This window comes from Acerihabitans sp. TG2, assembly GCF_035013185.1.
GTDB lineage: Bacteria > Pseudomonadota > Gammaproteobacteria > Enterobacterales > Enterobacteriaceae > Acerihabitans.
Genome location: NZ_JAYGJO010000022.1, coordinates 1 through 25,867 on the forward strand (window position 1 = coordinate 1; position 25,867 = coordinate 25,867).

Consider the following 25,867-nt stretch of genomic DNA (forward strand, 5'->3'; position numbering starts at 1 on the left):
AGTACCGGTGGCAACATGGTCATAGTGATATCCTTGTCATAAAACCAATATTCACTGACCTGAAAAAGCGGCATGCTACCGCCCATCGCCGTTAATCCCACAGGCGCATCAGGTCATCAGTGTCACCCGGCGCACCAAACCTGCGCAGCCGGAATTAGTGTCAACGGCGCACCAAACCTGCGCAGCCGGAATTAGTGTCAACCGGCGCACCAAACCTGCGCAGCCGGATGTTGTTGAACGCCACATTTACCCCGGCAGGGCCAATGGCAATAACTGCTGCAGCGAGAGCTGCAATCCAACGAATAAACCCACGGTCACCAGCACGGATAGTACGATCCATAGCACACGGGAATGCAGCAAGGTATTCCGCGCGTGTGGGCGATAATGCACCATGATGGGGGTCGGCAGCGGGTGTTCAAAAGCAGGCACTAACGCATTGAGCGAATCCAGCAAGGCCTGGCGTTCTGGCGAATTCTCGCTGAAGCGTCCATGAAACCCCAGGCTCAACACCCGCTGGTAACAGGTCAGCACCCCCCGGTCAGGGGCTGGTTCGCGCAGCAGGGCGTTAATGCGCTCCACGACCTCGGTACCCGCATTAAGTGTGGAAAAGAAACGCGCTTGAAGCGGTAACGCATGCCAGGCGAGATTGATTTTACTGTCTTTGCCGTGCATTCCAGGATTAAGGCGAGTGAGTACGGTTTCATCCAGTAAGGCGCATTGCGCGTAGGTGATGGCATCAATATGGCGTGCTTCGATGCCACGCTCATTAAGCGCAGTGCGCACATTCTCGACCCGGGTTATTGCTTGATGGTAAGTCGCCTCACTGACAAAAGCCGAGGGATCATTTTTTACCTGTAGCACAAACAGCCAGGTGTCTTGCAATAGGGTATCAATGAGATCAACGGGATTGTCAGCAATACTGTCCATGAATAAACCTGACCAGGATAAAACTAAAAGATTACCATGCGACTCGCGAGGCTATGATAAACATCATTAAAATGAATTTCAGATAGTTGACGTCAGAAGTGGGGCACAAAAAAAAACCCCACCTTTCGGTGGGGGAAGACAGGGATGGTGTCTATGGCAAGGAAAAAAGGTGTACTGATATATGCTACTTACTGCTGGCTTCTGGGGAGAAGTTTGGTTCAATGCAACATCCGCAGCTTAATTTCGGCAATGCGCTGCTGATGTTTTTCATCTAAAATGTGTCTTTGCTCTGGCGTCAGCAGGTTGTACATTTGGTTGCGTATCTTGGCCATGTGTACCTGCCGAACAAGATCTTGTTGCGCGATTAATTCCATTTGCGCCCGAACAGCCGGTTCATCAAATTTTTCGGCTGTTACCAGTGTATGCAGTCGTTCCGTTTCGCTAACATTAATATAAGGTATTCCAAGGCGCTCCTGACTCATCAAATCACGCATTTGCTGTCGTTGTTGCTCAGTGAGCCTTACGCCATCAAACATGCTGTAATGCGTATCGCTGAGATCGTTTGCGATATCATCATGATGCCGACCGCTCGTTATCGTCTGACCGCCGGCGGCAGCGGTACCGGAAACCACCCCGGATGCCAATGCGGCTGCGATGACTAAAACGTTAAGTTTGTGCATCCCTAACCCCTTGGCTTATCTCTTTGCTGCTTGATGATGAAATCATTCTACTGGCGCTGCTGCAAACATGCGTCAGGGGATGTAAAGCTACGTAAAGTCATGGATTGGTAGTGATTGATGAAGTATTTTGCGTCATGAGGTGAATAAAAATGAATAAACTCCTTTTAGTTGATGACGACCGTGAATTAACCGCATTGTTAAAAGAATTGCTCGAGATGGAAGGGTTTGAAGTCCTGGTGGCCTATGACGGCGAACAGGCGTTAAACGCACTGGACAGCTCGGTAGATTTATTATTGCTTGATGTGATGATGCCCAAGAAAAATGGTATCGATACGCTAAAGGAGTTGCGTCAGCAACACCAAACGCCGGTCATTATGCTGACCGCCCGCGGTAGTGAGCTGGATCGGGTGCTGGGGCTGGAGTTGGGCGCGGATGACTACCTGCCCAAGCCTTTCAACGATCGTGAACTGGTGGCCCGAATTCGGGCCATTTTACGCCGTTCCCAGTGGACCGAGCAGCAGCAAAATGGCGATCCGGGCACACCGTCGCTGGAAGTCGACTGCTTGCGTCTGAATCCTGGGCGCCAAGAAGCCACTTTCGACGGCGTTGCGCTGGAACTTACCGGTACGGAGTTCACTTTGCTCTACTTACTGGCTCAACATCTTGGCCAAGTGGTTTCCCGCGAACATCTGAGCCAGGAAGTCCTGGGAAAACGCTTAACCCCGTTTGACCGCGCGATAGATATGCACATCTCCAACCTGCGGCGCAAACTGCCGGAGCGTAAGGATAGGCATCCCTGGTTCAAGACGCTCAGAGGTCGAGGATATTTAATGGTATCCGCAGGATGATCAACAGTTTGACTGCACGCATTTTTGCCATTTTCTGGTTAACCCTGGCGCTGGTATTAATGCTGGTACTGATGGTACCCAAGCTGGATTCACGCCAGCTCACGCCGCTACTCGACAGTGAGCAACGCCAGGGCATCATGCTGCAACAGCATGTTGAAGCCGAGCTCGCCGGCGATCCGGCCAATGACCTGATGTGGTGGCGGCGGTTGTTTCGCTCGATTGATAAATGGGCGCCTCCCGGTCAGCGGCTGATCCTGGTCACCAGCGAGGGTCGAGTGATCGGTGCCCAACGCAATGAAATGCAGGTGATTCGCAACTTTATTGGCCAGTCCGATAACTCCGATCACCCACAAAAGAAAAAATATGGCCGAATTGAATTAGTTGGCCCATTTCCGGTTAAAGATGGGGATGATAATTATCAGTTATATCAAATTCGACCGGCGGGAAATTCCCAATCGGACTTCATCAATCTGATGTTTGACCGGCCGCTGCTGCTGTTGATCGTCACCATGTTAATCAGCATACCGTTGTTACTTTGGTTAGCCTGGAGCCTGGCGAAACCGGCACGTAAACTTAAGCATGCCGCTGATGAAGTCGCCCGGGGCAATCTACGTCAGCACCCAGAACTGGAAGCCGGACCGCAGGAATTTTTAGCCACCGGTGTCAGTTTTAACCAGATGGTCAGCGCGTTGGAAAGAATGGTCAACGCTCAACAGCGTCTGCTTTCTGACATATCCCATGAGCTACGCACCCCCTTAACCCGCTTGCAATTAGCCACGGCGCTGATGCGCCGCAAACAAGGCGAGGGGCACGAACTGGCGCGCATTGAGACCGAAGCACAGCGACTGGACGCCATGATCAACGATTTACTGGTCTTGTCGCGTAATCAGCACAAAAACGAGCTGACCCGCGAAATCATCAAAGCTAACGAGCTTTGGTCCGATGTGCTCGATGATGCCAAGTTTGAAGCCGAGCAGATGGGTAAAACCTTGCGCATTACCACGCCACCGGGTGGTTGGGTCATCGTCGGCAACCCGGCCGCGTTGGATAGCGCGCTTGAAAACGTGGTGCGCAATGCTCTGCGCTACTCTACCGAGCAGATTGCCGTTGCCTTCACCGCCGATCAGCAGGGCATCACTATCACCGTGGATGATGATGGTCCGGGCGTTAGCGTCGAAGACCGGGAACAAATTTTCCGCCCGTTCTATCGAACCGACGAAGCGCGCGATCGTGCGTCAGGGGGCTCGGGGCTCGGTTTGGCTATTGTCGAAAAGGCAGTAGAACAGCACCAAGGCTGGGTCAAAGCGGAAGATAGCCCGCTTGGGGGCCTACGCTTATTGATATGGTTACCCTTGCAACATCGCCGATCGATTGATACCAAACCGAAAAGTTAACACCCACGATCGCGCAGAGTTGCGGCGCGGCGTCGGCTTTTTTGTTATCCTTCGCCCTCGTCAAGGGGGCATCATGCTACATATCGTTTTATTTGAACCGGAAATCCCGCCGAACACCGGCAATATTATTCGCCTGTGCGCGAATACCGGTTTCCAGCTACATCTTATCGAGCCACTGGGTTTCACCTGGGATGATAAGCGCTTGCGCCGCGCCGGTCTGGACTACCATGAGTTCGCCGATATAAAACATCACCATGACTATGAGACGTTTTTGGCTCAGGAGACGCCAGAAAGAATATTTGCATTGACCACAAAAGGCACGCCAGCTCATAGCGAGGTGGCTTATCGACAGGAAGATTATCTGCTGTTCGGCCCGGAAACGCGCGGTCTGCCTTCCGCCATTTTGGATACTCTGGCGCCAGACCACAAGATTCGCATACCCATGCAAACCGGCAGTCGCAGCATGAATCTGTCCAATGCCGTATCCGTGGTGGTGTATGAAGTCTGGCGGCAGTTGAACTACGCAGGGGCGCGAATCTAGGTTAAGCGACCTTCCATCATGGCACCCTAGTACCAGGACTCAGATACCGTCACCATATTCAAAACCATGGTCACCAAACAGCTGGTTCATATCCATAGACGGCGTGTCGCTTTCTGGCCGGCCGACAATTCTAGCGGGTACGCCAGCGGCGGTGGTATGGGCTGGTACTGACTGCAGTACGACGGAACCCGCGCCGATTTTAGCCCCGCGCCCAACGTCGATATTGCCTAAAATGGTGGCGCCAGCGCCAATCATCACGCCCTCGCGTATTTTTGGGTGGCGATCACCACAGGTTTTGCCCGTACCGCCAAGTGTTACCGACTGAAGAATAGAGACGTCGTTTTCCACAACAGCAGTTTCACCGATGACGATACCCGTGGCGTGATCGAGCATAATACCGCAGCCGATATTGGCAGCCGGATGGATATCCACCCCAAAGGACACCGAAATTTGGTTCTGAAAATAAATCGCCATGGCTTTACGATCCTGGCCCCATAACCAATGACCAATGCGGTAGGCCTGCAATGCGTGAAACCCTTTTAGATACAGCAGCGGCGTCGAGTACTTATCCACGGCCGGGTCGCGCAGGCGCACAGCGTGAATATCCCTGGCAGCGGAGATAATCATCTGTTCATCTGCACTGTAGGCCTCTTCGACGATTTCACGAATGGCAATGGCGGGCATGATCGGATTGGCGAGTTTGTTGGCCAGCATGTAGCTCAACGCGCTACCCAGGTTTTCATGCTTAAGTAGCGTTGCATGGAAAAAACTGGCCAGCATGGGTTCACAATCCGCCAGCAATCTTGCCTCGGCCTTAATGTTATTCCACACCCATTCCAATTCTTCTTTCGACATACTCACTACCTTCCAAGGGTTGATTGCTGATCACACCACATCGTGTCAAATGCCGGTTTTTTCGTCTTTTTGTGCGCGTCCAAGCAAGCTTCTGGCTGCTTCACCGGCATTTTTGTTCTGGTACAGCACCTCATATATTTGCTCGGTGATCGGCATTTCGACGCCGAAACGCCCAGCCAGCGCTAATACTTCTTTGGTATTGCGGTATCCTTCCACCACTTGACCGATCGTATCCTGGGCGGAAATAACGTCAATACCCTGCCCCAGCAGCATACCAAAACGCCGGTTGCGGGATTGATTATCAGTGCAGGTTAATACCAGATCGCCCAACCCCGCCATGCCCATAAACGTACTGGCATCCGCGCCCAGAGCGGCGCCTAAGCGGGACATCTCCGCCAGACCACGGGTAATCAGTGCGGTGCGGGCGTTGGCACCAAACCCCATGCCATCCGACATTCCGGCGCCGATGGCGATAACATTTTTCACCGCACCACCAAGCTGAACACCGATAAAATCGGGGTTACTGTAAACACGAAAACTTTTGCCACAGTGCAGCAATCGTTGTAGATCGGCGGAAAAGCGGGCATCGGTTGCCGCCAACGCGATGGCAGTGGGTAAACCGGCGGCCAGCTCGCGGGCGAACGTCGGCCCGGAAATCACGGCCAAAGGAATACCAATACCCAGCACTTCACGAGCCACATCCCCCAACAGCCGGCCGGTTTCCGCCTCCAGCCCTTTGGTCGCCCACACGATCCGCGCGTCGGTCCGCAGGTGAGGTTTCAATTGGGATAGCACGCTACCAAAAACATGGCTTGGAACCACGATCAGCACATTGCGGCCCGCAGCAAGGGCCTGGGGTAAATCGGCCTCCAGGCGCAACGACGGGGGAAAAGGGACGTCGGGCAAAAACGCCTGGTTGCACCGTGCGCGCTGCAAAGCGTGAATATGCTCGCCGTCGTGCCCCCACAACACCACCTGATGACCATTACGGGCCAGGGTGATGGCCAGAGCCGTACCATAGGAGCCAGCACCGATGACCACCATGGAAGCTTGGTTCGAGTGGGCATGATCTTGGGGACCACTCTCTATGGGGGCACCCTCTATGGGGGCACTCTCTATGGGGGCACTAGGTTGCATTATCAGGCTTCCTGAACCGGTTGGCTTTCTTCGCCATCAGTCTGCTGTTGCAGATAGTTCATAAACAAGGCGTCAAAATTGACCGGCGCCAGATTCAGCTGCGGGAATGTACCGCGTGAAACCTGGCTGGTAATGCATTCCCGTGCGTAAGGGAACAGAATGTTCGGGCAATAAGCACCCAGGCAGTGTGCCATCTGGGCACCGTCAATGCCGGACACCGTGAAAATTCCCGCTTGCTGGACTTCACACAAAAATGCAGTTTCCTCGCCCAATAAGGCGGTCACGGTCACACGCAACACCACTTCATAAATATCTTCCGCCAACTGGCTGGATGCGGTGTCCAAATCCAATTTGATTTCAGGTTGCCATTCCAGTTGGAAAACCTTTGGCGCGTTCGGCGCTTCAAACGAGACGTCCTTGGTATAGATCCGCTGGATTTGGAACGCCATCTCGGTACTGTTTTGTTCAGACATTAAAAAAACCCTTTGATTAATTAACCGCATGCGCCCGGGCGCGATGTCTTGTCCCAGCCTATTTAAGCAGGGGGTCCAGGCCACCGCGCGCATCTAGCGCGTGTAAATCATCACAGCCACCCACATGCTGTCCGTCGATGAAAATCTGGGGAACCGTGGTTCGCCCACTGCGTTTTATCATTTCTTCCCGTTTGTCCGTATCCCCATCGATGGGTATTTCCTGGAATACGGCTTTTTTCCGGGTGAGCAATGCTTTGGCACGATGGCAATATGAACATGTTTGTTTGGTGTAAACTTCGATATTGGCCATGGTTCCCCCTCTTCAGATAATCAATTATTTACCCCGAACGAGAGGTAAATTTTCTCCACTCCAGCCGGAGATACCCTCTTTTAGGAAATAAACCTGATCAAAACCGGCTTTATTCAATTTTTCGGCGGGCTCGCGCGACGTGGTACCATTGGCGCAGACGACGATCACGGGTTTGGTCTTGGCTTTGTCTAATTCACCTAAACTGCCGTTTTTAATTTCCGACGACGTTAGGTTAAGCGCGTTGGCAATATGCCCTTTACGGTAGTCATCCCGATTGCGCACATCAACTATCACCGCGTCTTCCTTGTTGATCAAACGGATAGCTTCGCCGCGAGACACTTCATTAACCTTGGAAAAGCGACTTTTGAACGTTGTGACGATGACCGCGATCAATAAAGCGACCCACGCTAGGGATAGCATGGGGTGAGCGCTGACGAACTGCGTAATTTCTTGCATGGGGTGTAAAAGCTCCCGTTAGTTGTTGCCACGTTTCAAAGCCTTCGAGTATACCCTCGCATTACAGCAAATTCAGCCAATATACATGACCGGAAAGAAGAAACTACCGTCAATGCGCGTCATGTCGCTAAAAAACGTGACCTTTATCAAGTGAGATGACCCATTCCAAAGGGATTTGCAGGTAGAGATCCGCCATAGATGACTGGTAAGCTGCTGTTCATCGTGGAATAATCAGGCCAATGAAGGGAAAGGCATTGTTAAACAAATCGCATATCAGGGAAAATGGCCATCATCGCCGACTATCCCCGTTAAAGCAGGTTTTTTGCGCCGGCATGATTTACGCAGGCGTAATACTATTGCCATTTTCCGGCCAGGCTGCTGATAATCAACAGCAACTGAAAACCCTGCAGCAAAGTATTGCCGAAAAGGAGAAAAGTGTCCACCAGCAGCAACAGCAGCGCAGCAGGCTGTTGGCGTTGCTTAAACAGCAGGAAATTTCAATTTCCCACTCCAGCCGGGCTCTGCATGAAACCCAGGAGACGCTTGCCGACCTGGATAAAAATATCACGCGCCTCACCCAATCCATCAAGCAGTTGGAGTCGCGTTTGGCCGCACAGCAAAAGTTATTGGCCCAACAGCTCGACGCCGCGTTTCGCCAGGGGCGTAATAGCGGCCTGCAGCTCATTTTGAGCGGCGAGGAAAGCCAACGTAACGCGCGAATTTTCGCTTATTTCAGCTATCTGAATGAAGCCCGCGAAAAAAACATCAAGGAACTTGGGGCCACTAAGACACAACTGGCGGATCAGCGAAAAGATCTACAACAACAGCAATTACGGCAAACCTCCTTGCTTGAACAGCAACATGCGCAACAAAACACGCTGGAAAGCGCTCAACTGGCACGTAAAAAAACCCTAACATCGCTTGATTCCTCGATTTTGCAAGATCAGCAAAATCTCAGCGAACTGCGGCAAAATGAATCGCGGCTGCGCGATAAAATCGCCCGGGCCGAACGCGAGGCCAAAGCGCAGGCTGAAAAAGAAGCGCGGGAAGCTCAGCGGGTAAAGGATCGCCAAGAGCAGGCCAAACGGCAAGGTTCGACCTATAAAACATCCCCCAGTGAACGCGCATTGGTCTCACGTACCGGCGGTTTGGGTAGGCCGGCTGGCCAATATATTTGGCCGGTAAGAGGCCGCACTCTTCATCGTTTTGGCGAACCGCTGCAAGGTGAGCTACGCTGGAAAGGGTTGGTTATTGCCGCAGCCGAAGGCAGTGAGGTAAAAGCCATTGCCGATGGTCGAGTATTAATGGCAGACTGGCTGCAAGGCTACGGCTTGGTCGTGGTCATTGAGCATGGCAAGGGCGACATGAGTCTTTACGGCTATAACCAGAGCGCGTTAGTCAGCGTGGGTACCCAAGTGAGAGCCGGACAGCCCATCGCGCTGGTCGGCAGCAGCGGCGGTCAAGGCACCCCATCATTGTATTTCGAAATTCGCCGCCAAGGCCAAGCGGTGAACCCTGTACCTTGGCTAGGAAGATAACTAGGAAGATGGTTTGCTCAGGATAAAATTCAACGCCGCGATACTCTTCAGCCTGCTTATGCTCTCGGCCGGCGCAAAAGCAGGCAGGTTGGCTATCGTCATCGACGATATCGGTTACCGCCCCCATGAAGAGCAACAGATTCTGGCCCTGCCCACCGCCATATCGATTGCGATATTGCCCAATGCGCCCCACGCCAGGGAGATGGCCACCAAAGCCCACCAACAAGGACGGGAAGTGTTAATCCACTTACCCATGGCGCCATTGAGTAAACAACCACTGGAACGTGACACGTTGCGCCCCGATATGAGCCAAGAGGAGATTGCGCGAATTATCCGTGACGCCGTGAATAAAGTGCCTTTCGCGGTAGGATTGAATAACCATATGGGTAGCGCCATGACCTCCAGTGCGCAGGGCATGTACCATGTCATGCAGGTGCTCAAGCAGTATCCCTTCTATTTCCTTGATAGCATGACCATCGGCAATAGCCAATCAACCCAGGCGGCTCGTGGCACCGGCATCAACGTGATTAAACGTAACGTTTTTCTGGACAATACCAGCAACGAAGCGGATATCAGACGGCAGTTCAACCGTGCCGTCGCGTTGGCCCGGCGTAATGGCTCAGCGATAGCCATCGGCCATCCGCATCCCAATACCGTGAGGGTCTTGCAGCAAATGTTGCTGACATTACCTACGGATATCGTATTGGTTGCCCCCAGCACATTGCTACACGAAGCCGATCGCTCTGCCCCCGAGTCGTCACCGCAGCCCAACCGTCCGCGTAATCCGTTTAGAGGCGTTCCTTTATGCCTGGCGCATCAGTTACCGCCACCGGTATATGCGAATGCAATGTTCACGGTGATTTTCTCGAGTCTGAATAATACTGTGGGGATAAGGCTGCCACCCACCGTATGCTGGAGCTGTTTAAGTGTATCGATCGTGAAAAATTCGATTCCTGCGGTTGTCTCGACCCTCATTGTGCCCACACAAACGATAAAACGGTGAGTTGTGCATTAGCCGCAGCCACGCTAGCGGCAAGGGGATATGTCTTACTGATAAAGATAAGAATTTGGCTTAAATTGTCGCCAGTTCAAACCTTTTAACGATAGCGCCGTGGCATCTTGATCGCATAGATATTAAGGCCACGGAGGAAATGCTATGATATGAGTATCAGGAGCAGGCGCAGTGCCGACTCCATCAAGTTGAACAAGGGTAACCCATGATCGTCGTCACCGGTGGGGCTGGATTTATCGGCAGTAACATTGTTAAGTCGCTTAATAAGCTTGGGTACAGCGATATCCTGGTGGTGGATAACCTCAAAAACGGGACTAAATTCATTAATCTAGTGGATCTGAATATCACTGATTATATGGATAAAGAGGACTTTATCGCCAGCATCGTCGCCGGGGATGATTTCGGCGATATCGAAGCGGTATTCCATGAAGGGGCCTGTTCCTCCACCACCGAGTGGGACGGCAAGTATATGATGGATAATAACTATCAGTACTCCAAGGAATTACTGCATTTCTGTCTGGAACGTTCCATCCCCTTCCTATACGCATCTTCTGCGGCCACCTATGGCGGCAGGACCGAAAACTTTATTGAACAGCGTCAATACGAACAGCCGTTAAATGTATATGGGTACTCTAAGTTTTTGTTTGATCAGTATGTTCGTAGCATTTTGCCGAAAGTTGAATCCCAGGTCTGCGGCTTTCGCTATTTCAATGTTTATGGCCCGCATGAAGGTCATAAAGCCAGCATGGCCAGCGTCGCCTTTCATCTGAACAATCAGATCAACGCCGGTGAAAATCCGAAGCTGTTCTCCGGAAGCGAAGGTTTTAAACGCGATTTTATCTACGTTGAAGACGTTGCCGCGGTCAATATATGGTTCTGGAAAAACAGTACCTCCGGTATATTCAACTGTGGTACTGGCCGGGCGGAATCTTTCCAGGCAGTAGCAGATGCGGTATTGGACTTTCATAAGAAAGGTCAGATTGAATATATTGATTTCCCTGAAAAACTGAAAGGTCGTTACCAAGCCTATACCCAAGCCGACCTGACTGCGCTACGGGCCGCGGGTTACGATAAACCGTTTAAAACGGTAGCCGAAGGCGTGGCGAACTACCTGGCTTGGTTGAACCGCAATCGTTAAATTCGTGCAAGGAAAGATACTCGTCGTATGAAAATACTGGTTATCGGGCCGTCATGGGTTGGTGACATGATGATGTCACAAAGTGTCTATCGCACGGTGATGTCACTTCATCCCGATGCCGACATTGACGTGATGGCACCGGCCTGGTGTCGTCCATTATTGAATCGTATGCCTGAAGTCAGGCACGCCTTGTCCATGCCGCTCGGCCATGGCGCTTTGGCGTTAATGGAGCGCCGGCGGCTTGGCCTCACGCTGAAAAACCAAGGTTACACTCAAGCCCTGGTATTGCCAAACTCCTTTAAATCCGCTTTGGTGCCTTTTTTTGCCGGTATCGGTAAACGTACCGGCTGGCGAGGTGAAATGCGCTATGGCCTGCTAAACGATCTCAGGGTGTTGGATAAAAAAGCGTTTCCTTTGATGGTGCAGCGTTATGTGGCTCTGGCATACGATCGCACGGATATCCATGACGCCGGCGATTTACCACAGCCATTACTTTGGCCGCGTTTGCAGGTTGCACAGGATGAAATCCTGACCGCCAGAGACAGCTTTGGTCTTGGGACCGGCAGGCCAACCCTGGGATTTTGCCCCGGCGCGGAATTTGGACCGGCCAAACGCTGGCCCCATTATCACTATGCCGCCCTGGCGGAAACCGCAATTGCCCGTGGCTATCAGATCGTGCTATTCGGTTCTGCCAACGATCGCTCGGCGGGCGACGATATTTGTGCCATGCTGCCGCCCTTCGCCCACGAACATTGCCGCAACCTGGCGGGCCAGACCACCTTGGAACAGGCAGTGGTACTGATTGCCACCTGTCAGGCTATTGTCAGTAACGACTCTGGACTGATGCACATTGCCGCCGCACTGGGGCGCCCACTGGTCGCATTATATGGCCCAAGTAGCCCCGATTTCACCCCACCGCTCTCCCACCAGGCCCGTGTCATCCGCGTGATCAGCGGCTATCAACGCATCCGCAAAGGGGACGATAGCCAGGGTTATCATCAGAGTTTGATCGATATTCAACCCGAAAGGGTCATGAGTGAACTCGATGACCTCCTTGCTGCCGGTAAGGAGCATTGATGCGGGTGTTAATCGTCAAAACCTCGTCTATGGGAGATGTGCTGCATACCCTGCCCGCCCTCACCGATGCCATGAGCGCCATACCCGGCATCCGTTTCGACTGGGTGGTGGAAGAAAATTTTGCGCAAATCCCCTCCTGGCATCCGGCGGTGGATCAGGTGATCCCGGTGGCCATCAGGCGCTGGCGGAAAAACTGGTTCGGGAATATTGCCCGCCAGGAACGCTGCGATTTTAAAAAAGATCTGCGGCACCGACAATATGACAAGATCATTGATGCCCAGGGGCTGATTAAAAGTGCAGCCTTGGTCACCCGCGTCGCCAAGGGAGAAAAACACGGCCTGGACGGTAAAAGCGCCCGCGAGCCGTTCGCCAGCTGGTTTTACAATCAGCGTCACGCCATCGCCCGCAATCAGCATGCGGTGGAGCGCATTCGCCAGCTCTTTGCCGTCAGTCTGGGTTATGACGTCCCGCCGGGGAAAGGTAATTATGCCATCGCGTCGCATTTCCGCCTGCCGGCGGACCAGCCTGCTGCCGCGCCATACCTGGTATTTCTCCATGCCACCACCCGGGCTGAAAAACACTGGCCGGAATCGCACTGGCGTGAATTGATCGAACTCATGGCCGCCAGTGGCCTGAAGATCAAATTACCCTGGGGTTCCCAGCCGGAATTTCAGCGCGCGGTACGACTTTCAGAAAATTTTCCCTTTGTTAACGTACTGCCAAAACTGACTCTCAGTGAGGTTGCACAGGTGCTAGCCAGCGCAAAAGCGGTGGTGTCGGTCGATACCGGTTTAAGTCATCTGACCGCCGCATTGGACCGTCCCAATATCGTGCTCTATGGTCCCACCGACCCCAGGCTGATTGGCAGCTATGGTAAAAACCAGATTTTTGTGACTGCACCGGCCGGGAGCAAAGACATGAAAGATATCAAACCCGCTACTATTGCAAAATTGCTTGACAATAATGAGTGAACGATGAGTACATTTTTTAAGCAAATCTATCGGTACACTCGCCCACGGGACTACCGGCATAACGAGAACCTTTGGCCGTATGTAAAAATAAACCGTGCGCACAGTGGTGAGATAACGTCGCTGCGCTACCGAGGCGAATCGATAAAGATGCAAAAGATCTCATCCTTGCAGGAGCGTTATTCCGGGAGGATTCTGATCACCGCTACGGGTCCGTCCATTAATGATATGGATTTTTCACGCTTTCCCCCCATGCCGGTCATCGGAGTCAATGGCGCTTATGCCCTGCAGGGAAAAATAAATTTCCAATTCTATGTCATCGTTGATATGACCTTTATCGACAAGAAGATAGACGTTGTGCAAGGCGTCATATCCAACCCCGAGATCACGCTGTTTACCACCCTGCATGGTATTGTGAAAGTCATCAATGCCTTCAGCTCATCAAAAATAAAATGCCAGGTGGTGATCATTGAAGACGCCTGTTATAAAATATATAAACGTAAAGTGATGCCGGGTAGTATATGGGACACTTATTGCAATGCTAGGGAAGTCTCAATATGCCCTGACCATAAACATATTGCCTTTAATCATGATATCCGCACCGGAATTTTTGATGCCGGCACCGTGGTCTACTGGGCATTGCAAATTGTGGCGTTTCTTGGCTTTCAAACGGTGTATATCGCCGGCCTGGATATGAATAATTTCAATCAGCCACGTTTTTACGAGAACGAGAAAAATAAACTGCCCTGCTTCCTCGATGAAAAATTCGCCAATCTGATAGAACCCGCGTTTAGGCATGCCAGCCAGGTATTGAAGAAAAAAGGCATTATTGTTAAAAACCTTTCCACACACAGTGCATTGGGTAATGATATATTTGAAAAGGTCAATTATGATGACATCCATTAGGATTAAACAATTTTCAGAAAAAAATTATATTTTTTTCTTCCAGTTGTTTTTATTTTTTAGCGCGATATTTTGCGATTACACCAGGGTTAATAATCTATACCACTTATCCCTGATCTTGCTGATAATAACTTTTTTTACCGACAATAAAAATTTGGTGAACAGTTTCCTTAATGATACGGTATTTAAAAAAGGATTTGTTATCACCGCGGTATTTCTTCTTTATTTTTGTATAAGTACGCTGTGGTCGAGTACGCCAAAAGATTTTACCTCTTGTATAACTCATTCCACGTACCTGCTGGCCTTTCTATTTATTTACCGACAAGCCTGTTTAACCGGTAAAAAAAAACAAGTGTTGCTCTTCACATTAGCCGGCATGCTGGTGCTGCTGTTTTTAACGTTTTACTTCGTCGATAAACATACCCTTCTTACCAACAGATTGGATTCCTCTTTTTTTGCCGCCCCATCCAATGTTATTGATCTGGCAGGTTATTTTTGTATTGGTATTTTTTTGTGTCTGATATTGATCAGGGACACAAAAAACAAGTGGTTCTATCTACCAATCCCTTTTTTCTTTCTCGGACTTATGCTTACGCAAAGCCGGGGACCGTTGCTCTCATTCATCGTATCACTTTTACCGCTATTATTAATTAAACCCGCATTACGAAAACACCATATTATTATCTTCCTTATGTTTATCGTTATGCTAGCTTCGTTTATCATGATGATGAATTTCGAATATGTTTTATTATACCGATTCGAGAGCGCCTATCAGCAAAGTTTCATTCGCCTAGGCATTTGGATCCATACCCTGGACATGGTGAAAATACACCCGTTCTTAGGTTGGGGATTTGATAAAGAGCTGAGTTTTGTCAGCAGCATCAATGAACATGTCACGACAACCCACAGCCTCTATCTGTCCACCCTGCTGAAGGGCGGCATCATCGGATTGCTCCTGCTGGCTGCGGTTCTGGCCTATGGCCTAAGCATCGCGAAAAAGCATTTGTCCAATGGGCAGGGATTTGAAGCCTCACTCTATTTATTCATGATTTTTTTCTTTACCACCCAGGGTATGTTTGTCATCGGCAATCCCGGTGTGACATGGTATTTGTTCTGGTTTCCCCTGGCGATTATCCTCAGCCCGCCGGTTAGAAAGATCCGTTGAAAAAAGATGCTCAACTGCTTATTGGCCCGGCGAATCTAACCTGAAGAATTCGAGTTTCAGTGAGGCAGCAACCCAATAAACCCCTGGAGATTACACACGTACGCTCCTGGGGTGAATGGTGGGGCCGGGTAATGCGATTGCGATTTGCAGTATGACGGGTATCGGGAGTCCGGCGCGTCAAGAAAGCTTTTTAATTTCGGTAAAAACCTCATCCGCCGTAATAATGGCCAGCGGAAAATCCTGCGGCGCCGTACCGCCGGTATCCAATCGTTCCCGGGTATAGATAATCTTATGTAGCTCCGGTGATTGCAAAGGTCCGGTATGATGAGGATTGGCCGTTGCAAACAGACTTACCGTTTTAACCTCCAGCGCGACCGCAATATGCAATGGCCCAGTATCGCCGGTCACCAATATATCCAAACCGGCAATGGCCGACAGTAGTTGCTTCAGATTGGTTTTGCCTGCCAACGAGATAACATGCTGTTTTTCATCGGCGGTCAGCAACGCCATGAACGCCTCAACCAGAGGCGTTTCCTTGCCGCTGCCTATGAGGATGATGCAGTATTGTTTCTCCGCCGAGTCAAGCGTCAATATGGCACGGGCCAGCTCGGCAAAACGATAAACAGGCCATTGCCGTATGGTCTCCGAGGCGCCCATCTGAAAACCGATATTGATTTGGCGCGGATGTTTTCCCTGGCGTTCAAAATCCACCGGAATACGCATGCGCACATCATCGGTGTCACAACCCAGGATTTTCAGTAACGCCAGCTTGCGAACAATAATATGCCCGTTGAATTTTCCCGAATAGGCCGCCAGCCAGGAGTTCATCACCCGGGAGTCTGTCGCATAGCTGTCACGCACAACATAATGACTGCCCGCCATCACAGCGATCAGAACATCATAGGGCATATGCGAATGGAGTATCACGGTAAGCTGTGGTTTATATTGGCGTAGTTTTTTAATGACGCCATAAGCATTCCTTATCTTATTATCCCAATATATTATTTCATCGAAATAATGGCTACCCTCCACCAAAACACGGTTTTTATAGCTTGAAACCAGTGTGATATGGGCTGAAGGATAACGTTTGCGCAGCGCATCAATGGCTGGAGTATTGAATAATAGGTCTCCTAATGCGGTGGTAGACATAATAACAATACTATTGAATTCTGAAGCGGCGCTTAATGTTTTGGTATCTTTAAATTGGCCAAAAAATTTATTATAAATAGTGAGAAAAATATGTATCAAGTAAGTTTTCTTTTTCTTCATTTCGCACGGCTCATGTCTTTTTTTGATAAAAATCAGCCAATGTCATGCCAACGACACGTCCTTTTAAGCCTTCAAATAGCTGTTCCAGATCCGCATATAACTGTTCAATCGCGTCTTCATCAGTAAACGTCGGGCTGCCACCGGGCATCAGTTCGGATGAATGCAGCATGAATTCCACATAATCGCTTCCCCGCGCCAGCATGGTATCCACTACCCGTTGCATGTTTGCCACGTTACCGCCATGCGGACGCAGCCAATGCACCGACGGGGTACGGCTTTTGCCTCTCAGACTGTCATAAAGGCTCTTGGCGGTATTCACCCAGCCGGGATGTTTGTAGCGGGTACTCATCGGCACTTCAAGCAACGGGGAGTCACCGGCGAAGGCTATATTTTCCGGATTAATGAAATAGGCCTGATCGGGAAAATCAATATAGTTCGTCCCCCCTTGGCCTTTCGGTGCACCCGGAGAACGACGCCAATCAACCCGCGGCGTAACAGAACAGTCGACACGATAGCCGTTTTCAATCAATACGTTTACATAAAATTCATTGAGCGCCCATCGCCCGGCGCGATGACTGAGCATTTTGGTTTGGAATGTATCTTCCAGCAACTGCGTCTGCGCCTTCACCTTGGCGATGATCAGCTCATCAGGGTAATCAATCAGGTAAGGCTTATGCCGTCCGTCATCGCCGGTTAAATCAAACAGCGGCGGGCTGTTCCAGGCATGAAGATGCATGCCCACTTCCCCCTGGGCGCGAGTGATAACATCCTTGGCGAATTCCACATAGACGTTATCTACCGCCATTTCATAATTGGTGAGATAGACCGGCTTGAAACCAAATTTTTCGCACAACAGCTGAAAACGCGGAAGAAAACGCGCATTTAGCGTTAAAATTTGCTCATGATTGTGCCAAAGATTATCGCCTTCCGTATCAATCGTAATAATAAACGCGGGTTGATTCATTTGAAAAAATCCATGGAAATCAGAGTTCGGTATGTTACGCTGCCGATGCCAAGAGGGCAAATGCCGAAATTAACACGCCCGGTTGATCATTAGAGCAGACACATCGGTAAAATGTTCATTGTTAAATAGGACCGACGATGAAAACCCGCAGGATTTTGTCGCTGTGTTCGGGTACGATCGCGTCTTAAAACAACTCAGGCAAGGCATTGGGATAACGCATGCGTGTATTAATGATCATCGACGGATTGCCGGGGGGCGGGGCGGAGAAAGTCTTATTGACGATCGCGCAGGGAATGATTGCAGACGGCCATCGGCTTTCGCTGTTTTCATTACGCTCCGTTTGCGACTATACCCTTCCCGCGGGTATCCATTACCAGGTTGTCGCCGATACGTGCCGTGTTCCCTGGCGCAAGCTGTCCGAGCTGGGCCGCCGGGCTAAAAAACTTGATTCGGCCGTTATCGAGGCCGAGGATCAGGACGGAAAATTCGATTTGGTCATATCCCACCTGCATAAAACCGACCGCATCGTGGCGCGCAGCCGGGCGCTTGACCCCGGGAGAGTATGGTTTTGCCTGCACGGCATGTTTTCCCCCTCCTATCTTGGCCATCGCCGGGGGTTCTCCCGCTGGTTCAAACGCTACAAAATCGGCCGGGTTTATCGCCATCGCAATATCACTGCCGTTTCGCGCGCGGTATTGGAGGATATGACCGGTGAATTCGACGTGACGCCGGCCAAATCGGCGGTAATCAATAATCCGTTCGATATCGGCAACATTCTCCACATGGCGGCCGAACCCTGCGATATGGCGGGACAGGAATACCTTATCCATGTGGGCCGGTTGCACCCCCACAAACGCCATGACCGGCTCCTGAGAAGTTACGCCCGTACCGGTATCAAGACACCGCTCATGATCATGGGCCAGGGTAGCGACACGGAACTGGCTGCCTTAACAGCCCTGGCCAGGGAACTGGACATTGCCGATCGAGTGATATTCAAGGGTTTTACCGCAAATCCCTACCCCTATATCAAACATGCGCGCCTGCTTATTCTCAGCTCTGACAGCGAGGGGTTCGGTAATGTATTGGTCGAAGCGCTGATTTGCCAAACGCCGGTAGTGAGTACCCGGTGTCCCGGCGGGCCAGCCGAAATTTTAACCGGGGAGTTAGCCCGCGGCCTGGCCGAAATGAGTGATGAATCCTTATCTGAAAAAATCCTTACAATTTTTGAAAATCCGCCCCATATCGTTCCCCAGATGCTGGAAATCTACGATATTGCCGCCATCAGCCGCAAATATGCCGCTTTGGCCGAGCGCTAAATGACAGTACGTCCGTTGGCTATCCGGAAATTCGGCACTCGAGGATCAACAGTTTATGTAATTATTCAGTATGATTTTAACAAGTTTCAACTTGGATAGCTGGTGATGCCAGAGATAAATATTGCAAAATGTTAAATACCAACATGCCGAAACTGCAACTCAGCGTTATTGTACCGCTGTATAACGCCGGTCTGATGTTTGATGATTTTATGCGGTCATTAGTGGCACAATCCCTTAAAAATGTTGAAATCATTATTGTCAATGACGGATCTACCGACGGGTCCGATGCGCTTGCGCGGCAATATGCCGAGTGCTATGAAAACATTATCATCATCAACCAACCCAATGGCGGCGTTTCACGGGCGCGCAATGCCGGGCTGGCCATTGCCCGGGGCGAATATGTCACCTTTCCCGATGCGGACGACCGGCTTTATCCCGAAATGTACCAAACACTAGTGACCATGGCACAGCAGGACCAGCTTGATGTGGCGCAAGGCAATGCCGAACGTTATTTTCTTGGCCGGGATGAAGTCAAAACGCTGATCCCCCTCGACCGGCTGACCTCCACCGGTGTACTCGACGGGCCGACCTGGCTGCATAAGGCCCTGGCCACCAGACGCTACCTGCACGTGGTCTGGCTGGGTATCTATCGTCTTTCATTGATAAAACAGCTTAACCTGCAGTTTGTACCGGGCTTACATCACCAGGATATTCCCTGGACCACGGAATTGATGTTTAACGCCCGCCGGGTAAAGTACACACAGGACGTGCTTTACCGCTATTATGTCCATGACCGGTCCATCAGTAATCAAAAACGAATCGGTATGAAAAATGTCGAATATCAGCGCCATTACATCCGTATTGCCGAATTACTGGAAGACATCAACCAGCGGTACCGGGATAAGGTGAAAATATATCCTGAATTTTCGTTCCAGGTGACCCATGAGGCATTATCCATTTGCCATGCGGTGCGCCGCGAGCCGAATCCGGTGGCCAAGCAGCTTATACTCAAGGATATTTTCGCCAGCGGAACGCATAAGCGCATGATCCGCAATGCTCGTGGAATACAACAGTGGTATCAGCTGTTATTATGGCTTGTCAGAATATACGCCTGGCGTAAGCCAAGATAATCCGCTTCTCTCGCGCCCGGTCTTGACCTAAAATCAACACTGGTTTTTCTCAGGTCAGCGACAACATGCCTATATCTCATGACGTATTACCGACCCCCATCAAACGAATTCTCCTGATTAAGCTTCGCCATCACGGCGATATGTTGCTGACCACGCCGGTTATCAATACGTTGCATCGGCAATATCCCGATGCCGGAATCGATATACTGCTGTACAAGGAAACCGAGGCTATCGTGCGTTATCATCCCGCGCTCGCGCAAATTCATGTGATCGATCGATCGTGGAAAAAACAGGGCATCGGACATCAACTCCAACAAGAAACCGCGCTGATAAAAACCCTGCGTTCGCGACATTACGATATCGTAATCAACTTGGCCGACCAGTGGCGCAGCGCAATAATCACCTATCTCAGCGGGGCGACGTTGCGTATCGGCTTTGATTACCCAAAACGGCGCTCTTTTTTCTGGCACAAAGCACATAACCGGTTGGTTTCCACCGAAAACCACGGCCGGTTGCATACCGTCGAACAAAATCTCAGTATTCTGGCGCCCCTGGACATTGCCCACGTCGACAGCCGCACCTCCATGTATTATCCTGCCGCCGATGATACCCACCGGCAGACTGTGCTGGCATCGCGAGGGATTACCGGCGATTACCTGGTTATCCAGCCCACTTCCCGCTGGAATTATAAATGCTGGGATGATGAAAAGATGGCCGAACTGATCGATGCGTTGCAAGAACAGAATTTACCCATTGTCCTCACCGCCGCGCCGGATAAACACGAGCGTGACATGATCGGGAAGATTCTGGCGCTGTGCCACAATCCCCGGGTGGTCTCCCTGGCGGGAGAACTGACCTTGACACAACTGGCAGCGGTTATCGATCATGCCCGGCTGTTTATCGGCGTCGATTCGGCGCCCATGCATATGGCTGCGGCGCTCAACACCCCTTGCGTTGCGCTGTTTGGACCCACCAAGCTGACCTTCTGGCGGCCCTGGAGTGAAAACAGCACGGTTATCTGGGCAGGCAATTTTGCCGAACTTCCACCGCCGGACGACATAGATACCTCAACCCCGCAGCGTTATCTGAGCGCCATACCGGTGGATGCGGTGCTGCAGGCCGCCAGGGGGTATTTGGCATGAAAAACACCAGACTGGCGATAGTGCGCCAAAAATATCGACCCGATGGCGGCGCGGAACGCTTTATTTCGCGGGCGCTGGAAGCATTGGATAATCATGCGCTGGAGTTGAACATCATTACCCGCCAGTGGTCTGGCGAATCCCGCCCGGATTGGCATGTGCATATCTGCAATCCGATGAAATGGGGACGGGTCTCCCGCGAACGTGGTTTCGCCCATGCGGCCCGGCATTGCTGGCAGCAGGAGCGCTTTGATCTGGTGCAAAGCCACGAACGCATCGCCGGTTGCGACATATTCCGCGCCGGCGATGGCGTTCATAAGGTCTGGCTGGAACAGCGGGCGCGAATTATACCGGCCTACCAACGATGGTTGACACCCCTGAGTCGTTATCATCGTTATGTGCTTGACGCTGAAAAACAGATGTTCCATTCCCCAGCATTAAAAAAAATCATTTGTAATTCGCTGATGGTAAAACACGACATTATGCGTTGTTACCAGGTACCGGAAGACAAATTTGCATTGATTTATAACGCTATAGACTCGGTAGGTTTTTATCCCGCCACGCCGGATCAGCGCAGGCAGGGCCGTAGGCAGTTATCGATTCCTGATGAATCCTGTGCGTTGATCTATGTCGGCTCGGGCTTTGAGCGTAAGGGGCTTAAGGCAGCCATTACCGCCGTGGCCGCCACGGATCGCTATCTGATTATTGTCGGGCAGGACAAACAGCATGATAAGTATCGCGCTTTGGCACAAAGTTTAGGTTGCTTATCACGGGTGCGTTTTGCGGGCATGCAAAAAAATGTTTTGCCGTTTTATCATGCAGCGGACGCGTTGATCTTGCCGACCCTATACGATCCTTTTCCCAATGTGATATTGGAAGCCATGGCGTGCGGCCTGCCGGTGATCACCAGCCACAGCTGCGGCGGTGCGGAGTTTATTGAACAGGACCAGCAGGGTTTTGTCTGTGATGCCTTGGACATTAACATGCTGGAACAATTCGCTGGCGCCATCCGACCACTTTCCCTGGACCCCAAAAGAGGAATTGCAGCCCGTCAGCGCGTTGAGCAATGTACTCCAGCCCGTTTGTCTGAACAGTTAATCCAGCTTTACCAACAGCTGTTACCCGGATAAAGGCACCATTACTACTGTGGGAATTTCACTTATCTGTTAGCATATACGCGCATTAAAGTGCGATCTTAATAATTTGTTTGATAATTAACTCAGCACGCCTGAAGCGGTGCCTTACTGTAGCTAACTATAATGATCTATAACATCATCCTTTACCTCATCCAACCGCTGATATGGATCCGTTTATTATGGCGCAGCCGAAAGGCGCCGGCATACCGACGTCGGTGGGCTGAGCGATACGGATTCTGCCAAAGTAAAGTTAAGCCTGGCGGTATCATGCTGCATTCTGTTTCGGTGGGTGAAACCCTAGCGGCAATACCGCTGGTGCGCGCGCTGCGCCATCGCTATCCGTTTTTACCTATCACCGTCACCACGATGACCCCCACCGGCTCGGAGCGAGTTCAATCGGCCTTTGGCAAAGATGTTCATCATGTTTATTTGCCTTATGATCTGCCGGGTGCCATGAACCGGTTCCTTAATTATGTGAATCCGAAATTAGTGATCGTGATGGAAACCGAGCTGTGGCCTAATCTGATTAAGGCCCTGCACCAGCGAAAAATTCCGCTGGTGGTAGCCAATGCACGCCTTTCCGCCCGCTCAGCCGCGGGTTATAAGCGTTTTAGCGGTTTCGTGAAGAATGTTATGCGGCACATCACACTGATTGCTGCCCAAACCCAGGAAGATGGCGATCGGTTTTTAGCGTTGGGATTAAAACGCAACCAACTGGCCGTGACCGGTAGCCTGAAGTTTGATATATCCGTCACGCCGGAGCTGGCTGCGCGCGCACTCACGCTGCGGCGACAATGGGCATCACGCCGCCAGGTGTGGATTGCCGCCAGCACCCATGATGGTGAAGAAACGCTGTTGCTGCAGGCCCACCGCCAACTGTTGACTCGTTTTCCCGATTTACTGTTGATCTTAGTGCCACGTCATCCGGAGCGCTTCCCTCTGGCCCGGGAGATGACGCAAAAAGCCGGTTTAACCTCGATTATGCGCAGTTCCGGCACCATTCCCAGCCATGATACCCAAGTGGTGATTGGCGATACCATGGGTGAGCTGATGCTGTTGTATGGCATCGCCGATGTGGCGTTTGTCGGCGGCAGCCTGGTTGATCGCGGCGGTCATAATCCGCTGGAAGCCGCGGCCCACGCCATTCCAGTGTTAATGGGGCCCCACATCATTAATTTCAAGGATATATGCAGTAAGCTGGCCGAGGCCGGTGGCCTTATCACCGTGACCGACGTTGCATCATTGGTCAAGGAGGTTTCCACCTTGTTGACCGACGAGGACTACCGTTTGTATTATGGCCGCCACGCAGTGGAGGTCCTGCATCAAAATCAGGGCGCGCTGCAGCGGCTACTACAGTTGCTGGAACCTTATCTGCCGCAGCGGAGCCAGTAAATGCAGACCAGAAAGCGCCTTTCTGTCGTCATGATCACACGTAACGAGGCCGAACTGTTGCCCGACTGCCTCGCGTCGGTTCAATGGGCCGATGAAATTGTGATTGTCGACGCCGCCAGTACGGATGATACCCGTCAAATTGCCCAGCAGGCGGGTGCCAAGGTATATGAAACCAGCGATTGGCCTGGCTTCGGCAAACAGCGCCAGCGCGCTCAGAAGTACGCCACCGGTGAAGTTATCTTGATGCTGGATGCCGACGAGCGCGTCACACCCGCACTGCGTGCATCCATCGAGGCCGTATTGCAGCAACCACAAGCCGCCACCGTTTACAGCTGTGCACGATCAAACCTTTTTCTGGGGCGTTTTATGCGCCACAGCGGGTGGTACCCGGATCGGGTAATCCGTCTTTATGCTCGCCTGGATTACCAGTATAACGATAATGCCGTCCATGAGTCGCTGGATGTCCGTCAGGCCAACGTGGTCAAACTAAACGGCTGCCTGCAACATCTCACCTGCCGCGATTTGATGACGTTTCAGCGCAAACAATTGCACTATGCCGATGCCTGGGCGGTGGAGCGGCATCGGCAAGGTAAAGCCTGTGGTTTTTTCTCTATTCTCAGCCATACTCTGGGTGCCTTTGTTAAGACTTGGCTGTTACGCGCCGGCTTTCTTGATGGCAAGCAAGGCTTGTTGCTGGCGATCGTGAACGCACAATATACATTTAACAAGTATGCCGCCCTGTGGTCGCTCCATCGAGCCAATAAAAGAGATGCCCAATGACAACTAAAGCGATTTACCCTGGCACCTTTGACCCACTGACCAACGGGCACCTGGATCTGATTACCCGGGCAGCAAAGATGTTCGATTGGGTGATTCTGGCCATCGCCTACAGTCCCAGTAAAAAGACCTTGTTCAGTTTGGACGAACGTGTAGCGCTGGCCCAGCAGGCCACCGGACACCTGGCCAATGTCGAGGTTATCGGTTTTAGCGACCTCATGGCACATTTTGCCCGCCAGCAGCAGGCCACTATTCTAGTGCGGGGGCTTAGAGCGGTCTCGGATTTCGAATATGAAATGCAGTTGGCCAAGATGAATCAGCATTTGATGCCGGAGCTGGAGAGCGTGTTCCTGATGCCCGCGCAAGAATGGTCCTATATCTCCTCGACACTGGTCAAAGAGGTGGCGTTGCATGGGGGCAATGTCGATCACTTTCTACCGGATCCGATTGCCAAACAGGTCAGGCTACGGCTTCATCCCTGACTCAATGCTGGCAGTTAAGGCAAAAAAAGGTGCTGCGCTGGCCATGTTTGGCCTGTTGAATTGGCATTCCACAGACCCGGCAAGCCTGACCCACACGGCCATATACCTGCAGCTCTTGCACAAAATAGCCAGGTTTACCGTCAGACTGCATAAAATCACGCAGCGTGGTGCCACCTTGCGCTATTGAGCGCAATAATACCGCTTTGATGGTTTGCACCAATACATCGGCTTCAGCCTCGGTCAAAGAACCGGCTGGACGCCCAGGCAATATTCCCGCCACGAAAAGTGATTCACTCGCGTAAATATTACCGACCCCAACCACCAGCTTGTTATCCATCAGCCAGGGTTTAATGAGCGTACGTTTATTGCGCGACCGCTCAAACAACCACGGACCACTGAACACCTCGCTCAACGGCTCGGGCCCCAAATGCGCCAGCACGTTGCTGGTTTTCAGGTCGTCGCACCACAACCAGGCGCCAAACCGCCGTGGATCAGTATAACGAATGGTACAACCATTGCTCATCAGCAGATCAACATGGTCGTGCTTTTGCGGCGGCAACGGCAACGGCAACACCCGCAGGCTGCCCGACATTCCCAAATGAATAATGATCCAACCTTTGCTCAGCTCAAGCAGCAAATATTTAGCCCGTCGCTGCACACTCAAAACGTCTTGGTTGCGTAAGGCGATAATCTCATCGGATACCGGCCAGCGCAGACGCGCGTTACGCACGATAACCTGTGTTATTCGATGACCAGCAACCCAGGGTTCAATACCCCGGCGACTGGTTTCTACCTCAGGGAGTTCTGGCATATTTTCACCCGCTGGTAAAAAAAAACGAA

At 51.4% G+C, this 25,867-nt stretch carries 27 protein-coding genes; 17 read left to right on the forward strand and 10 right to left on the reverse strand.

Features of this window, described 5'->3' with window-relative positions; all coding sequences use genetic code 11:
* Positions 1–246: 246 nt before the first annotated feature.
* Both tssL and cpxP read right to left on the reverse strand, forming a co-directional pair.
* Positions 247–927: a type VI secretion system protein TssL, short form gene (gene tssL / locus SJI19_RS17515; protein ID WP_323479560.1), complete on the reverse strand. Its 681-nt coding sequence runs from the start codon at positions 925–927 to the stop codon at positions 247–249.
* Positions 928–1,145: 218 nt separating this feature from the next.
* Positions 1,146–1,607, reverse strand: a complete 462-nt coding sequence (gene cpxP / locus SJI19_RS17520) for a cell-envelope stress modulator CpxP (RefSeq protein WP_416347560.1) — start codon at positions 1,605–1,607, stop codon at positions 1,146–1,148.
* Positions 1,608–1,756: 149 nt separating this feature from the next.
* Between cpxP and cpxR the strand changes: the two genes are divergently transcribed.
* The 3 genes from cpxR to trmL all read left to right on the forward strand — a co-directional run bounded on the left by cpxR (position 1,757) and on the right by trmL (position 4,390).
* Positions 1,757–2,455 carry an envelope stress response regulator transcription factor CpxR gene (cpxR, locus tag SJI19_RS17525; RefSeq protein WP_323479561.1) on the forward strand — a complete coding sequence of 233 codons (699 nt, stop codon included), beginning with the start codon at positions 1,757–1,759 and terminating at the stop codon, positions 2,453–2,455.
* Positions 2,452–3,849 carry an envelope stress sensor histidine kinase CpxA gene (gene cpxA / locus SJI19_RS17530; protein ID WP_323479562.1) on the forward strand — a complete coding sequence of 466 codons (1,398 nt, stop codon included), beginning with the start codon at positions 2,452–2,454 and terminating at the stop codon, positions 3,847–3,849. The genes cpxR and cpxA overlap by 4 nt, the downstream gene beginning before the upstream one ends.
* A 73-nt stretch (positions 3,850–3,922) precedes the next feature.
* Positions 3,923–4,390: a tRNA (uridine(34)/cytosine(34)/5-carboxymethylaminomethyluridine(34)-2'-O)-methyltransferase TrmL gene (gene trmL / locus SJI19_RS17535; RefSeq protein WP_323479563.1), complete on the forward strand. Its 468-nt coding sequence runs from the start codon at positions 3,923–3,925 to the stop codon at positions 4,388–4,390.
* A gap of 39 nt (positions 4,391–4,429) precedes the next feature.
* Here trmL and cysE read toward each other — a convergent pair whose 3' ends face one another.
* Genes cysE through SJI19_RS17560 form a run of 5 tightly spaced genes read right to left on the reverse strand, consistent with a single transcriptional unit; the run spans position 4,430 to position 7,621 of the window.
* Complete coding sequence (gene cysE, locus SJI19_RS17540; protein WP_323479564.1) at positions 4,430–5,245, reverse strand: serine O-acetyltransferase; 816 nt, start codon at positions 5,243–5,245, stop codon at positions 4,430–4,432.
* A 45-nt stretch (positions 5,246–5,290) separates the two neighbouring features.
* Complete coding sequence (gene gpsA / locus SJI19_RS17545; RefSeq protein WP_323479565.1) at positions 5,291–6,382, reverse strand: NAD(P)H-dependent glycerol-3-phosphate dehydrogenase; 1,092 nt, start codon at positions 6,380–6,382, stop codon at positions 5,291–5,293.
* Positions 6,383–6,384: 2 nt separating this feature from the next.
* Positions 6,385–6,855, reverse strand: a complete 471-nt coding sequence (gene secB / locus SJI19_RS17550) for a protein-export chaperone SecB (protein WP_323479566.1) — start codon at positions 6,853–6,855, stop codon at positions 6,385–6,387.
* A gap of 58 nt (positions 6,856–6,913) precedes the next feature.
* Positions 6,914–7,165 (reverse strand): glutaredoxin 3, encoded by a 252-nt coding sequence (gene grxC / locus SJI19_RS17555; RefSeq protein ID WP_323479567.1) that lies wholly within the window; start codon positions 7,163–7,165, stop codon positions 6,914–6,916.
* 24 nt (positions 7,166–7,189) lie between these two features.
* On the reverse strand, positions 7,190–7,621 hold the full coding sequence (locus tag SJI19_RS17560; protein ID WP_323479568.1) for a rhodanese-like domain-containing protein: 432 nt from the start codon (positions 7,619–7,621) through the stop codon (positions 7,190–7,192).
* A gap of 239 nt (positions 7,622–7,860) precedes the next feature.
* On the opposite strand from SJI19_RS17560, the gene envC reads away from it, so the two are divergent.
* From envC to SJI19_RS17595, 7 genes are all read left to right on the forward strand, one after another.
* Positions 7,861–9,159, forward strand: coding sequence for a murein hydrolase activator EnvC (gene envC / locus SJI19_RS17565; RefSeq protein WP_416347561.1), 1,299 nt, complete (start codon positions 7,861–7,863; stop codon positions 9,157–9,159).
* A gap of 13 nt (positions 9,160–9,172) precedes the next feature.
* A complete protein-coding gene (locus SJI19_RS17570; RefSeq protein ID WP_416347562.1) occupies positions 9,173–10,162 on the forward strand; it encodes a divergent polysaccharide deacetylase family protein in 990 nt (329 codons plus the stop codon).
* A 214-nt stretch (positions 10,163–10,376) separates the two neighbouring features.
* Positions 10,377–11,309 carry an ADP-glyceromanno-heptose 6-epimerase gene (gene rfaD, locus SJI19_RS17575; RefSeq protein ID WP_323479569.1) on the forward strand — a complete coding sequence of 311 codons (933 nt, stop codon included), beginning with the start codon at positions 10,377–10,379 and terminating at the stop codon, positions 11,307–11,309.
* Between the two features lie 27 nt (positions 11,310–11,336).
* A complete protein-coding gene (rfaF, locus tag SJI19_RS17580; RefSeq protein ID WP_323479570.1) occupies positions 11,337–12,386 on the forward strand; it encodes an ADP-heptose--LPS heptosyltransferase RfaF in 1,050 nt (349 codons plus the stop codon).
* Complete coding sequence (rfaC, locus tag SJI19_RS17585) at positions 12,386–13,357, forward strand: lipopolysaccharide heptosyltransferase RfaC (protein WP_416347563.1); 972 nt, start codon at positions 12,386–12,388, stop codon at positions 13,355–13,357. Before rfaF ends, rfaC begins: the two co-directional genes overlap by 1 nt.
* A gap of 3 nt (positions 13,358–13,360) precedes the next feature.
* Positions 13,361–14,260 (forward strand): sugar glycosyltransferase, encoded by a 900-nt coding sequence (locus SJI19_RS17590; protein ID WP_323479571.1) that lies wholly within the window; start codon positions 13,361–13,363, stop codon positions 14,258–14,260.
* 373 nt (positions 14,261–14,633) lie between these two features.
* A complete protein-coding gene (locus tag SJI19_RS17595; RefSeq protein WP_323479645.1) occupies positions 14,634–15,422 on the forward strand; it encodes an O-antigen ligase family protein in 789 nt (262 codons plus the stop codon).
* A 177-nt stretch (positions 15,423–15,599) separates the two neighbouring features.
* Here the strand turns inward: SJI19_RS17595 and SJI19_RS17600 are convergent, their stop codons facing one another.
* Together SJI19_RS17600 and SJI19_RS17605 are read right to left on the reverse strand one after the other, a co-directional pair.
* Positions 15,600–16,691 carry a glycosyltransferase family 9 protein gene (locus tag SJI19_RS17600; RefSeq protein ID WP_323479572.1) on the reverse strand — a complete coding sequence of 364 codons (1,092 nt, stop codon included), beginning with the start codon at positions 16,689–16,691 and terminating at the stop codon, positions 15,600–15,602.
* Positions 16,692–16,701: 10 nt separating this feature from the next.
* The gene (locus SJI19_RS17605) at positions 16,702–17,655 is read right to left on the reverse strand and encodes a deacetylase (RefSeq protein WP_323479573.1); all 954 of its coding nucleotides are present in this window, start codon (positions 17,653–17,655) and stop codon (positions 16,702–16,704) included.
* A 218-nt stretch (positions 17,656–17,873) separates the two neighbouring features.
* Here SJI19_RS17605 and SJI19_RS17610 point away from each other — a divergent pair, with 218 nt between their 5' ends.
* The 7 genes from SJI19_RS17610 (at position 17,874) to coaD (ending at position 25,027) form a co-directional block, all read left to right on the forward strand.
* The gene (locus tag SJI19_RS17610; protein ID WP_323479574.1) at positions 17,874–18,971 is read left to right on the forward strand and encodes a glycosyltransferase; all 1,098 of its coding nucleotides are present in this window, start codon (positions 17,874–17,876) and stop codon (positions 18,969–18,971) included.
* 143 nt (positions 18,972–19,114) lie between these two features.
* Positions 19,115–20,101, forward strand: coding sequence for a glycosyltransferase (locus SJI19_RS17615; protein WP_323479575.1), 987 nt, complete (start codon positions 19,115–19,117; stop codon positions 20,099–20,101).
* Positions 20,102–20,166: 65 nt separating this feature from the next.
* Positions 20,167–21,243: a putative lipopolysaccharide heptosyltransferase III gene (gene rfaQ / locus SJI19_RS17620; RefSeq protein WP_323479576.1), complete on the forward strand. Its 1,077-nt coding sequence runs from the start codon at positions 20,167–20,169 to the stop codon at positions 21,241–21,243.
* On the forward strand, positions 21,240–22,370 hold the full coding sequence (locus tag SJI19_RS17625; protein ID WP_323479577.1) for a glycosyltransferase family 4 protein: 1,131 nt from the start codon (positions 21,240–21,242) through the stop codon (positions 22,368–22,370). Before rfaQ ends, SJI19_RS17625 begins: the two co-directional genes overlap by 4 nt.
* Positions 22,371–22,499: 129 nt before the next feature.
* Positions 22,500–23,768, forward strand: coding sequence for a lipid IV(A) 3-deoxy-D-manno-octulosonic acid transferase (waaA, locus tag SJI19_RS17630; protein ID WP_323479578.1), 1,269 nt, complete (start codon positions 22,500–22,502; stop codon positions 23,766–23,768).
* Positions 23,769–24,548, forward strand: a complete 780-nt coding sequence (locus SJI19_RS17635; protein WP_323479579.1) for a glycosyltransferase family 2 protein — start codon at positions 23,769–23,771, stop codon at positions 24,546–24,548.
* Complete coding sequence (coaD, locus tag SJI19_RS17640) at positions 24,545–25,027, forward strand: pantetheine-phosphate adenylyltransferase (RefSeq protein WP_323479580.1); 483 nt, start codon at positions 24,545–24,547, stop codon at positions 25,025–25,027. The genes SJI19_RS17635 and coaD overlap by 4 nt, the downstream gene beginning before the upstream one ends.
* 1 nt (position 25,028) lies before the next feature.
* On the opposite strand, the gene mutM is transcribed toward coaD, so the two are convergent.
* Positions 25,029–25,838: a bifunctional DNA-formamidopyrimidine glycosylase/DNA-(apurinic or apyrimidinic site) lyase gene (mutM, locus tag SJI19_RS17645; RefSeq protein ID WP_323479581.1), complete on the reverse strand. Its 810-nt coding sequence runs from the start codon at positions 25,836–25,838 to the stop codon at positions 25,029–25,031.
* Positions 25,839–25,867: the final 29 nt, after the last annotated feature.